The organism is Bradyrhizobium sp., assembly GCF_027307225.1.
Taxonomy (GTDB): Bacteria; Pseudomonadota; Alphaproteobacteria; order Rhizobiales; family Xanthobacteraceae; genus Bradyrhizobium.
Map to the genome: position 1 here is coordinate 1 of NZ_DAHUXJ010000119.1, position 12063 is coordinate 12063.

11 protein-coding genes are annotated in these 12063 nt (G+C 62.0%); 9 read left to right on the forward strand and 2 right to left on the reverse strand.

The window, feature by feature from the left end; all coding sequences use genetic code 11:
• From M6D32_RS20395 to glpK, 7 genes are all read left to right on the forward strand, one after another.
• Positions 1 to 807 (forward strand): acetyl-CoA C-acyltransferase (locus M6D32_RS20395; RefSeq protein ID WP_298259588.1); only part of this gene is annotated, 807 nt, incomplete at its 5' end.
• A 212-nt stretch (positions 808 to 1019) separates the two neighbouring features.
• Complete coding sequence (pimC, locus tag M6D32_RS20400) at positions 1020 to 2210, forward strand: pimeloyl-CoA dehydrogenase large subunit (RefSeq protein ID WP_298259590.1); 1191 nt, start codon at positions 1020 to 1022, stop codon at positions 2208 to 2210.
• 183 nt (positions 2211 to 2393) lie between these two features.
• Positions 2394 to 3539 carry a pimeloyl-CoA dehydrogenase small subunit gene (gene pimD / locus M6D32_RS20405; protein ID WP_298259592.1) on the forward strand — a complete coding sequence of 382 codons (1146 nt, stop codon included), beginning with the start codon at positions 2394 to 2396 and terminating at the stop codon, positions 3537 to 3539.
• Between the two features lie 122 nt (positions 3540 to 3661).
• Positions 3662 to 4435 carry an SDR family oxidoreductase gene (locus M6D32_RS20410; RefSeq protein ID WP_298259594.1) on the forward strand — a complete coding sequence of 258 codons (774 nt, stop codon included), beginning with the start codon at positions 3662 to 3664 and terminating at the stop codon, positions 4433 to 4435.
• A gap of 133 nt (positions 4436 to 4568) precedes the next feature.
• Positions 4569 to 4790: a DUF3311 domain-containing protein gene (locus M6D32_RS20415; protein WP_298259596.1), complete on the forward strand. Its 222-nt coding sequence runs from the start codon at positions 4569 to 4571 to the stop codon at positions 4788 to 4790.
• A gap of 81 nt (positions 4791 to 4871) precedes the next feature.
• Positions 4872 to 6419 (forward strand): monocarboxylate uptake permease MctP, encoded by a 1548-nt coding sequence (mctP, locus tag M6D32_RS20420; protein WP_298259597.1) that lies wholly within the window; start codon positions 4872 to 4874, stop codon positions 6417 to 6419.
• A 259-nt stretch (positions 6420 to 6678) separates the two neighbouring features.
• Positions 6679 to 8178 (forward strand): glycerol kinase GlpK, encoded by a 1500-nt coding sequence (gene glpK / locus M6D32_RS20425; protein WP_298259599.1) that lies wholly within the window; start codon positions 6679 to 6681, stop codon positions 8176 to 8178.
• A 66-nt stretch (positions 8179 to 8244) separates the two neighbouring features.
• Here the strand turns inward: glpK and M6D32_RS20430 are convergent, their stop codons facing one another.
• The gene (locus tag M6D32_RS20430) at positions 8245 to 9060 is read right to left on the reverse strand and encodes a class I SAM-dependent methyltransferase (protein ID WP_298259601.1); all 816 of its coding nucleotides are present in this window, start codon (positions 9058 to 9060) and stop codon (positions 8245 to 8247) included.
• Positions 9061 to 9245: 185 nt separating this feature from the next.
• Between M6D32_RS20430 and M6D32_RS20435 the strand changes: the two genes are divergently transcribed.
• Positions 9246 to 9944: a helix-turn-helix domain-containing protein gene (locus M6D32_RS20435; protein WP_298259603.1), complete on the forward strand. Its 699-nt coding sequence runs from the start codon at positions 9246 to 9248 to the stop codon at positions 9942 to 9944.
• 189 nt (positions 9945 to 10133) lie between these two features.
• Positions 10134 to 10715 carry a hypothetical protein gene (locus M6D32_RS20440; protein ID WP_298259605.1) on the forward strand — a complete coding sequence of 194 codons (582 nt, stop codon included), beginning with the start codon at positions 10134 to 10136 and terminating at the stop codon, positions 10713 to 10715.
• Between the two features lie 110 nt (positions 10716 to 10825).
• On the opposite strand, the gene M6D32_RS20445 is transcribed toward M6D32_RS20440, so the two are convergent.
• A complete protein-coding gene (locus tag M6D32_RS20445; RefSeq protein ID WP_298259606.1) occupies positions 10826 to 11242 on the reverse strand; it encodes a cupin domain-containing protein in 417 nt (138 codons plus the stop codon).
• Positions 11243 to 12063: the final 821 nt, after the last annotated feature.

Genomic DNA, 12063 nt, shown 5'->3' on the forward strand with positions numbered 1-12063 from the left:
GCCAACAAGTTTCACACCCAGGATCCGGCACTGCTCAAGATCAAGGGCGAAGTCTACATGCCGATGATCGACACCGCGGAGGTCGTCGCCAAGCGCTACGGTATTTCGCGCGAGCGGCAGGACGAATATTCGCTGGAGAGCCAGCGCCGCGTTGCGGCAGCCCAGCAAGGCGGCAAGTTCAACGACGAACTCGCGCCGATTACCACCACGATGGGTGTCGCCGACAAGGCGACCGGCGCGATCTCGTTCAAGGAAGTAACGCTGTCGAAGGACGAGGGCCCGCGGCCGGATACCTCAGCGGAAGGTCTGGCCGGGCTGAAGCCGGTGCGCGGCGACGGCTTTACCATCACCGCCGGCAATGCCAGCCAGCTGTCGGATGGCGCCAGCGCTTCCGTGATCATGAGCGACAAGGAAGCATCAAGGCGCGGCCTGAAGCCGCTCGGCATCTTCCGCGGCTTTGTCGCCGCCGGCTGCGAGCCGGATGAGATGGGCATCGGGCCGGTCTTCGCGGTGCCGCGCCTGTTGAAGCGCCACGGCCTGAAGATCGAGGACATCGATCTCTGGGAGCTGAACGAAGCCTTCGCCGTGCAGGTGCTTTACTGCCGCGACAAGCTTGGCATCGATCCCGAGAAGATCAACGTCAATGGCGGCGCGATCGCGGTCGGCCATCCCTATGGCATGTCGGGTGCGCGGCTCACCGGTCACGCGCTGATCGAAGGGCGCCGCCGCAAGGCGAAACTCGCAGTCGTGACGATGTGCGTCGGCGGCGGCATGGGCGCTGCCGGATTGTTCGAGGTGGTGCAATAAACGTCGTTGCCTTGATGTGGAATGAAAGCGCGCCGCAGATACGGTCTTACCTCTCCCGGGGGGAGAGGTCGGATCGCGCAGCGATCCGGGTGAGGGTGTATGATCCGTCGATAGAGCGTAACCCCTCACCCCAACCCTCTCCCAACGGGAGAGGGGGCGCAGTTGCCTCGCGGATATATCTTTCAGCCTAATTCGCTTTACAGGAGAACCCGATGGATCTCGCTTTTACCAAGGAAGAAATGGCGTTTCGCGAAGAGGTACGAGCCTTCTTCCGCGACAACGTGCCGCCGGCGACGCGGCAGAAGATGGTCGAGGGCCGTCATCTCAGCAAGGAAGAGATGGTTACCTGGTGGCGCATCCTGAACAAGAAGGGCTGGGGCGTCTCGCACTGGCCGAAGGAATATGGCGGCACCGGCTGGACCTCGGTGCAGCATTACATCTTCAACGAAGAGCTTCAGGCCTATCCGGCGCCGGCGCCGCTCGCCTTCGGCGTCAGCATGGTCGGCCCCGTGATCTACACCTTCGGCAACGAAACCCAGAAGAAGCACTACCTGCCGCGCATCGCCAATGTCGACGACTGGTGGTGCCAGGGCTTCTCCGAGCCAGGCTCCGGATCCGACCTCGCTTCGCTGAAGACCAAGGCCGAGCGCAAGGGCGACAAGTGGATCATCAACGGCCAGAAGACCTGGACTACGCTCGCCCAGCACGCCGACATGATCTTCAACCTCTGCCGCACCGATCCGGGCGCGAAGAAGCAGAGCGGCATCTCCTTCATCCTGGTCGACATGAAGTCGAAGGGCATCACGGTGCGCCCGATCCAGACCATCGATGGCGGCCACGAGGTCAACGAAGTCTTTTTCGACGACGTCGAGGTGCCGGTTGAAAATCTCGTCGGCGAAGAGAACAAGGGCTGGGACTACGCCAAGTTCCTGCTCGGCAACGAACGTACCGGCATCGCGCGGGTCGGCGTTTCCAAGGAGCGCATCCGCCGCATCAAGGATCTCGCGTCGAAGGTCGAGTCCGGCGGCAAGCCGGTGATGGAAGACCAGGCTTTCCGCGAAAAGCTCGCCGCGGTCGAGATCGAGCTGAAGGCGCTCGAACTCACCCAGCTGCGCGTCGTCGCCGATGAAGGCAAGCACGGCAAGGGCAAGCCGAACCCGGCATCTTCCGTGCTCAAGATCAAGGGCTCGGAGATCCAGCAGGCAACGACCGAACTCCTGATGGAAGTGATCGGCCCGTTCGCGGCACCGTTCGACGTGCATGGCGACGACGGCTCGAACGAGGCGATGGACTGGACCGCTCAGATCGCGCCGAGCTATTTCAACAACCGCAAGGTCTCGATCTATGGCGGATCGAACGAGATCCAGCGCAACATCATCACCAAGGCGGTGCTGGGGTTGTAGGTTCTTACCAAAGCGGCCGCATGCGCGGCCGTCATGCCCGGCCTTGTGCCGGGCATCCACGTCTGCCTTTTTTCGCCCAAAGACGTGGATGGCGGGCATAGGCGAAACGGAGTGACGCCGTTCTTTCGAACGGCTATGCCCGGCCATGACGAGACAGGGAAATATTGGAAGAGAGTAGAAAAAATGGATTTCGATTTGTCGGAGGAGCAGCGGCTTCTCAAGGAAAGCGTCGAGGGGCTGCTCGGCGACGCCTATGATTTCGATTCGCGCAAGAAATACATGAAGGAGCCGGGCGGCTGGAGCAAGGCGATGTGGGGCCGCTTTGCCGAGCAGGGCCTGCTCGGTCTGCCGTTCGCCGAAGATGACGGCGGCTTCGGCGCCGGCGCGGTTGAGACCATGATCGTGATGGAGGCGCTCGGCCGCGCGCTCGTGATCGAGCCTTATCTCGCGACCGTCGTGGTTGCCGGCGGGCTCCTGCGCCAGGCCGGCTCGGCGGCGCAGAAAGAGGCGCATATCCCCTCGATCATCGACGGCAGCAAGACCTTTGCCTTTGCGCAGCTCGAAAAGAACTCGCGCTACGATCTGGCGGACGTCACGACGTCGGCCAAGAAGAAGGGCAATGGCTGGGTGATCGACGGAGAGAAGTTCGTCGTGCTCAACGGCGAGGCGGCGGACACGTTTATCGTGACCGCGCGCACCAAAGGCGGCCAGCGCGATGCGAGTGGAATCGGCGTATTCCTGGTGCCTGCCAATGCCAAGGGCATCGCCAGGAAAGGCTATCCGACCCAGGACGGCCTTCACGCCGCCGACGTCAGCTTCACCGGCGTCGAGGTCGGCGCCGACGCCGCGCTCGGCGATGTCGAAAATGGCCTGCCGTTGATCGAGCGCGTGGTCGACGAAGCCCGCGCCGCGCTTTGCGCCGAAGCCGTCGGCCTGATGGACGAATCGCTGAAGTCCACGGTCGAGTACCTGAAGACGCGCAAGCAGTTCGGCGTGGCGATCGGCACCTTCCAGACCTTGCAGCACCGTGCCGCCGACATGTTCGTCGCGGTCGAGCAGGCGCGCTCGATGTCGATGTTTGCGACCATGGCCTGTGACTTCGACGACGCGAACGAACGCGCCACCGCGGTGGCCGCGGCCAAGGTGCAGATCGGCAAGTCCGGCAAGTTCGTCGGCCAGCAGTCGATCCAGCTGCATGGCGGCATCGGCATGACTCAGGAGGCCGCGATCGGTCATTACTTCAAGCGGCTGACCATGATCGAGAATACCTTCGGCGATACCGAATATCACCTGCGTCGCGTCACCGCGGGCGGCGGACTGGTGAAGTAGTTACATACTATTCTCGTCATTCCGGGGCGATGCGCAGCATCGAACCCGGAATCTCGAGCTGATAACCTCTGGATTCCGGGTTCGCGCAATGCGCGCCCCGGAATGACGTCGATGGAAACAAAATGAAATCCACCCCCTTCGATCTCACCGGAAAGGTCGCTGTCGTCACCGGATCGAGCCGCGGCATCGGCCGCTCCTCGGCAGAATTGCTCGCCAGGCTCGGCGCCAAGGTCGTGATCTCCTCGCGCAAGGCGGATGCGTGCGAAGAAGTCGCAAGCGGCATCCGCAAAGCGGGCGGCGACGCCCACGTCATCGCCTGCAACATCTCGCGCCGTGAGGAGGTCGAGGCGCTGGTGTCTGGCGCGACCAGGCATTACGGCAAGATCGATATTCTGGTCTGCAACGCGGCGGTTAATCCCTATTACGGGCCACTGCTCGACATCAAGGACGAGGCCTTCGACAAGATCATGGCCTCCAACGTCAAGAGCAACCTTTGGCTCTGTGCGCTGGCGATCCCGCAGATGGCCGAGCGGGCTAAGGGCTCGGTGGTGATCATCTCCTCGATCGGCGGATTGCGCGGCTCGACCGTGATCGGCGCCTACGGCATTTCGAAAGCCGCCGACTTCGCGCTGTGCCGCAGCCTCGCTGGCGAGTGGGGGCCGAAGGGCGTGCGCGTCAATTGCGTCGCGCCGGGCCTGGTGAAGACCGATTTCGCCCGCGCGCTGTGGGAAGACGAAGAGCGGCTGACGCGCCGCTGCGCCACCACGCCGCTGCGACGAATCGGCGAGCCCGACGAGATCGCAGGCGCGGTCGCCTATCTCGGCTCGGATGCCTCCAGCTTCATGACCGGGCAGATCATCGTGGTCGATGGCGGCGTGACGACGGCTGCGGTATGATTCTTGCTACCGTTTCCCCGGTGGCAGAGGGGTTAGCCGTGGCTGCTTGTCTTGCGCGAGGTGCAGATAAATTCCCGGACGGATGGAACCGGGGAACCGGCCGCGGCGTTCATTTTCCGTCGGAGAAGTGGCCATGACTGAGCTGCAAGACAGGCGGGGCGGAGGGAGCTGGTGGTACCTGCTCCTGCTCGTCCAGTTTGTCGCTGTTCTGTGGCCGCCCTTCTACAACAAGGCTGAGCCTGCACTCGCGGGCATGCCGTTCTTTTACTGGTACCAGCTTGCCTGGATCATCATTGGTGCGGTTCTGACCGCAATCGTCCACTTCGTCACCGAAGCAAGAGCCCGCGACCGCTAGGGATGCGGAGTTCGCGCACGTCGGAGTGCGATCCGGCAAGCGGATATCTCAATCGGGTCCTCGAACCGGGGAGACGCTGTCGTGCACGACGTGAACTGGATTGCACTGATCGTCTTTGTGCTGCTGTTCGCGTTCATCACCTGGCTTGGCTTTGTGGCCGCCAACTGGCGCAAAGGCGATCTCGATCAATTGCACGAATGGGGCCTTGGCGGCCGGCGCTTCGGTACGTTCATCACCTGGTTCCTGATTGGCGGTGATCTCTACACCGCCTACACCTTCGTCGCCGTTCCGGCGCTGGCCTTCGGAGCCGGGGCCGTAGCGTTTTTCGCCGTGCCCTATACGATCGTTGCCTACCCGATCCTTTTTCTGGTGTTTCCCCGACTTTGGTATGTCTGCCGCAAGCACGGCTACATCACGGCCGGGGATTTTGTGCGCGGCCGCTTCGGCAACCGATGGCTTGCACTTGCGGTGACGATTACGGGCATCGTCGCTACCATGCCTTACATCGCCCTGCAGCTTGTCGGCATCCAGGTCGTCATCGGGGCACTTGGCATCTCCGGAACGGGATTCACCGCCGACCTGCCGCTGATCATCGCCTTCGTCATTCTCGCCGCCTTCACCTATTCGAGCGGCCTGCGCGCACCGGCCTCGATTGCAGTCGTCAAGGACATCCTGATCTACATCACCGCATTCACGGCCATCATCGCCATTCCGATCGAGCTTGGCGGCTTCGGCAAGATCTTCGCGAGCGTGCCCCCGGCGAAGCTGCTGTTGGCGGTGCCCGGCGCCAATACCACCGGAGCTTACGGCGCCTATGCGACGCTGGCGCTCGGTTCGGCGCTGGCGCTGTTTCTCTATCCCCATTCCATCACCGGTATCCTGAGTGCGAGCAGCGGGCGGGCTATCCGCCGCAATGCCGCGCTGCTGCCGGCCTACTCGTTCATGCTCGGCCTTCTCGCGTTATTCGGGTTCTTCGCGATTGCCGCCGGCGTCAGCGCCGATCCGCAATTTGCGGCCGGCTTCAAGGAATTCGGCAACAATTTTGCGGTGCCGGCGCTGTTCCTGCATTCGTTTCCATCGTGGTTTGTCGGCATCGCCTTCGCGGCGATCGGGATCGGCGCGCTGGTGCCCGCCGCGATCATGTCGATCGCGGCTGCCAATCTCTATACCCGCAATATCCATCGCGAGTTCATCAAGAAAAATCCGTCCGATCGGCAGGAAGCGCGGATGGCGAAATGGGTATCGCTTGTCGTCAAGGCGGGTGCGCTGGTGTTCATCCTTTTCGTGCCGACGAAATACGCGATCTATCTGCAGCTGCTTGGCGGCATCTGGGTGATCCAGACGCTGCCCGCCGTGATGCTCGGCGTCTATACCCGCTGGTTCAACGATTGGGCGCTGCTTGTCGGCTGGGCGGTCGGCACCACGGCCGGCACGGCCATGGCGGCTGCCGCGCATCTGTCGCCGACCTATCCGCTTGCCATCGGCGGGTTCACCTTCCCCGGCTACAGCGCACTATACACCGTGATCCTCAATCTCCTTGTCGTGATTGTGTTGACGCCCGTGTTCAACGCCCTCAACGCGCGCCGCGTCCCCAAGGATGAAACGGCGGCCGCGGATTATCTCGCCTGAAGGTTTTTCCCTCTCCCCTTGTGGGAGAGGGTGGCTCGGATGAGTGACAGCGAAATTCGAGCCGGGTGAGGGGTGCTGTTCCTTTCGAAGACCTGAACCCCTCACCCGCCTCGCTCCGCTCGGCACCCTCTCCCACAAGGGGAGAGGGTTAGACCGAGCTCGGGGCTCACTGTTTGAATTTGCAACCAACACGCCCGCCGCCTTGACCTTCCCCTCTCAATCCGCTTGCCTTGCGCGCAACTGGAATAAGGGAACGCCAATGTCCTTCGTGCTCGCCATCGACCAGGGCACCACGTCCTCACGCGCCATGGTGTTTCGCGCCGACCTGACGGTCGCAGGCGTGGCGCAGCAGGAGTTTCCGCAACATTTTCCGGCCTCCGGATGGGTCGAGCACGATCCGGAAGACATCTGGAATTCGACCGTCGCGGTGTGTCGCGAGGCGCTAAAGAAGGCCGGGCTCACGGCAAAGGACATTGCTGCGATCGGTATCACCAATCAGCGCGAGACCACGCTGGTGTGGGATCGCGCCACCGGCAAGGCCGTCCACCGCGCCATCGTCTGGCAGGACCGCCGCACCGCCGACTTCTGTGCGCGGCTGAAGGACGAAGGCCACGAGCCGACGATTGCCGCCAGGACCGGCCTGATCATCGACCCCTATTTCTCCGGCACCAAGGTTGCGTGGATTCTCGATCAAGTTCCCGGCGCGCGGGCGCGCGCGATGCGCGGCGAATTGCTGTTCGGCACCGTCGACTGTTACCTGTTGTGGCGCCTGAGCGGCGGCAAGGTGCACGCTACCGACGCCACCAATGCCTCGCGCACGCTCCTGTTCAACATTCACACCGGCGCCTGGGATGACGATCTCCTGAAACTTCTCGGCGTGCCACGCGCAATGCTGCCCGAGGTGATGGATTCTTCGCATCGTTTCGGCGAGACATTGCCCGATCTTCTTGGTGGTCCGATCGCGGTTGCCGGCATCGCCGGAGATCAGCAGGCCGCGACCATCGGACAAGCCTGCTTCTCGCCCGGGATGATCAAGTCCACTTACGGAACCGGCTGTTTTGCATTGCTCAACACGGGCACAACGCCGGTCGCCTCGAAAAACAAGCTGCTCACCACCATTGCTTACCAGCTGAACGGCAAGCGCACCTACGCGCTCGAAGGCTCGATCTTCGTGGCGGGCTCTGCGGTGCAGTGGCTGCGCGACGGGCTCGGCCTCATCAAGCAGGCTGCCGACACTGGACCGCTCGCCGAAAAGTCGGATTCGGCGCAAAGCGTTTATCTGGTGCCGGCCTTTGTCGGCATGGGCGCGCCTTACTGGAATCCGCGCGTGCGCGGTGCGTTATTTGGCCTGACCCGCAACACGGGGCCTGCGGAGCTCGCGCATGCCGCGCTCGAAAGCGTCTGCTACCAGACCTGCGACCTCTGGGAGGCGATGCGCGCCGACTGGCCGGAGGCGAAAACCGCCAATATCGTGCTGCGCGTCGATGGCGGCATGACCGCTTCCGACTGGACCATGCAGCGGCTCGCCGATCTGCTCGACGCACCGGTCGACCGTCCCGTGATTCAGGAAACGACCGCGTTGGGGGCGGCCTATCTCGCCGGGCTTTCGGCCGGCGTTTTTCCGGAGCCTGCCAAATTCTCCGACAACTGGCGGCTCGAGCATCGTTTCGAGCCCAAGATGAGCGCGGCGACACGCGAGCGGAAACTGAAAGGCTGGGCGCGCGCCGTGAAAGGCGTGCTCGCGAGCGACGAAGAGTAACGCATCCCTTGTCTCGGTGCGGAGCGCATGGTCCGACAGACGATGCGCTCTCACGGCGTTACAAAATCAAGTTCGCGTAATCACGACTTCAAGGTATTCGCCGGGGACGATGAGGGTTCCGCTGCGACCCCAATTCGACTTCTCCAGGAGATCGAGGATGTCGGCTTCCAGGGCTGCCGCCTTCTCCGCATCAAGTGCTGCGAACGCACGGTTCGTCGGGCCATAATAGTTGCGGAAAACCTCGAGCCAATGCTCCGGAGATTCGTACCTGAAGGTGAAGGTTTGCAACGACGCATTGATTTCATGTCCCTCGAACAGCTCGCCCAGGCGCGCCGCGGTTCCCCAAAGCGTCGGCGGCTTTAACCCTGCCGGCGGTGGTGCGTACCTTCCAACCATCTTCAGGATCTGGCCGATAAAGCCGTCCGGCGTCCAGTTGGCGAGCCCGATCTTTCCGCCCTTGCGCACGACGCGGACCAGCTCGGCAGCCGCTTTCTCCTGGTTCGGGGTGAACATGACCCCGAACGTGGAGAGCGCTATGTCGAAGCTGCCGTCCGCAAAGGGAAGCGCTTCGGCGTCGGCCTCCTGAAAACTGACGGAAAGGCGCTCCGCAGCGGCGCGTTCCCGGCCCCGCTCCAGATGGCTGCCGACATAGTCGGTGGATGTGACGCGCGCAAAGCGGCGAGCCGCGGCCAGCGTCGCGTTTCCGTTACCGGCTGCGACATCCAGCACGTTGCTGCCGGCGCACATGTCGAGGGCCTCGCACAATCGTTCGCCGACAATCTGCAGGGTCGTTCCGATCATTGCATAGTCGCCGGCCGACCAGATGGCCTGCTGGCGTTGCTTGATGGCGGTGTAGTCGAGGGACAGCGTGGCAACCGGCATGGGTGATCTCCTTATGTTTTTCGAATGACGTCCGACTTCGAAAAAGCCGAAAGAAGCTTCTCACCGCTGCGTGGGAAACGGCCAGTTCAGGATCTGAATCCCCCTGGTACAGATTTTGAACTGGCACTATGGGATCGATCGATGCATCCTTGCTCCGCGGGGCCACGGCCGGAAGGAGTGCTTCGATGTCGGATGGCGGCTACAGCCAATTCTGTCCTGTTTCGATGGCGGCAGAGATCATCTGCTCGCGCTGGACGCTCCTTGTTCTGCGCGAACTCGTGCTGGGGTCGACCCGATTCAACGAGCTGCGGCGCGGCTTGCCCAGCATGTCGCCGGCGCTCCTGTCGAAGCGGCTGAAGGACCTCGAAGCCGCGGGGGTCGTCATGCACGTCGCCGCCGAGCGCGAGCCGGGCGTGCTGGAATATCGCCTCACCGAGGCCGGAGAGGAACTGCGGCCTGTCATCGAGGCGATCGGTGTCTGGGGCCATCGATGGGTTACGACTGAAGCCACCCTGAAAAATCTCGATGCCAATCTTTTGATGTGGGACATCAGGCGAAACATCAATGCCGATCCGATGCCGCCCAGGCGTACCACCATCCAGTTTATCTTCAGGGACAGGCCACCCTCGGAACGCAATTACTGGCTGATAGTGGAGCCGGGTAACGATATCGATCTTTGCCTCATCGATCCCGGGTTCGATGTCGACCTTTACGTATCGACCGACCTGCGCTCGATGACCGAGATCTGGCTCGGATATGCAACCATCACCGCGTTGTCCGAGGATGACCGCCTTGTCTTGTCGGGAAACAGAAATCTCGCTGCCGATCTGCGTACCTGGCTGAAACTCAGCGTGTTCGCAAAAGTCGAGAAGAAGGTTGCCTAGAGAGGCGGGCGCGTCGAACGCGGCCTTTGAGCGGCATGCAATAACTTAGGCTATTTTCGATGCGCGTGGCGCGAATGAGGCCCTGCGCGGCGCCATATCGCGCGCCAAGTTTCGGCCACCGTGCCGACACGTTTGCCGGATGCTCTCCGCGCGGGCAGGGGGATTTCCTAACTCAAGGAGTCCTCCGCAATGCATAGATCTGTTTGTATCGTAGCCGCTTGTATCGCAGCGGCGCTATTGATCCTTCCCGGCCAGGCCGAAGCGCGCCATTTCCATCATACCACGCTCCATCACTCCTATTCCCACTACGCCACCATCCATCATTCCTATTCCCATCAGGCCCACGTCCGTCGTGCCTATGTCCGCAACTCCTATTCCCGTCGCGCCTATGGCTTGCAGAACTTCCGGCAGGCCTGGGCCATGGCCACGCCGGATAGCGGTGAGCGAGTCGTCGGCAACCGTCCTTACGGGTGTCCCCACGCCTTCTGTGGATGCGAAGCTTCTCTCTACAAGTTTGGCCGCATCATTCCTGAATTGAATCTCGCGTCGAATTGGCGGCGCTTTCCGCGCGCCGCGCCCGGGCCGGGCATGGCGGCGGTCCGGTCGGGCCACGTCATGATCCTGGAGAGCCAGGTTGCGGGCAATATCTGGCTTGTCCACGACGGCAATTCGGGTGGCCACGTCACGCGCGAGCACGCTCGCTCGCTCGCCGGCTATACCATTGTCGATCCCAGCGGTGCGACGAACAGGTTCGCATCCAGGTTCATGTAGACTTTCTGTTTCGCATTCTTGGGGGAGCGGCTCCGGCCTTTCGAGGCCGGGGCCGCGATCGTCTTGCCAAGCCAGTTACCGTCGTTGCGGCATGCCGCAATAGACGTCGCCTATTTGGACGGCGCTGCTTTGATGATATCGGCGGTGACAAGGATAACATCATCCTTTCCGTCATTCTTATGCCAGTGCACCGTAGTCCCAGGCTCTCCGGTCGTGTCGCCCGCGTGAAAGGTTTGTGAACTGCCGTCGTTGCGGGTGACCGTGTCCGTACCTTGCAAAAAATAAACAACCGAGGGTCGGTCCTTATGGCTGTGCATGCCGATGCGTCCGCCGGGCTCGATCGTGAGCACCCGCAGACGCAATTGCCATCCGTTCATTGGGCTGAATTCGGGACCCAGGTCAACGACTGTCGGTTTGCTGGACTTAAAGCCGACATTTCCCGCCGGGCCATCAGCGGCCACTGCCGTGAATGCCAAACCCAGGATCGCCAAAGCAGGGAAAATCAAGCGGGTGCAATGAATTTTCATAACCTCACTCCATTTCCGAAAAGCAGAAATTGTGATTTCCCTCTCAAGGGAATGACAGTGTCAATCAGACTTAGTGCTAAATAGCTCCATGCGTCTTGGACCGCATGAGCATGAGCGCCGCGACGATTGATCCGGGCATTTGCCCGTCGTGCCAATCTGTCGCAGTCCCCTTCGCTTGCGACGTCGGGCAAATCACTGGCACCTGTTCGCGCGTCCTGAGCCCGCCAAGAGGGGCGCTTCGCGATCGTCACGAACGTTGGGTGCGGGATGCGATGGACGCGATGCGTGCGCCTGACGAGAGCGCGTTTCGCGGACGACTAAGCCGTGTGGTCCTGATATCTCGACGCTGATATCAACGCGGCGACAACGCTTCGCGTTGCGCCGGGGATGGTGACAAGAAAGCCCGATCACCAGGGAGAGCCCGGAGGACGTCGTAAAACCATCGCGCAGGGAATGCCGGAATGTTCGGCGTACCTGTGGTGGACTTATCTGCGTGCTTTCATTCTTTGCACGCGGAGCTGCGGGTGCGAAAAACACCCGGCATTCCCTGTGCCCTCTATTTTTGAAGGGCCGATGATTTGGCGAAGCCCGGGCAAGATCCTGCCGCGGGAATGCGGACGGCTGTTTGAAAGTTGAATCCAACCTCGTCGTCCCGGACGAGCGAGCATCGCGAGCGCGATCCGGGACCCATATGTGGACGGCCCCCGTGGCACAAGAGCTTTCTGAGTAGATCGGATCGCTGCATCCATATGTCCGGCCTGTTGATGCGACACGCAATGGTCGCTGGCCAAGATGGGTTGCGCGACGCGAGCTCCAAACAA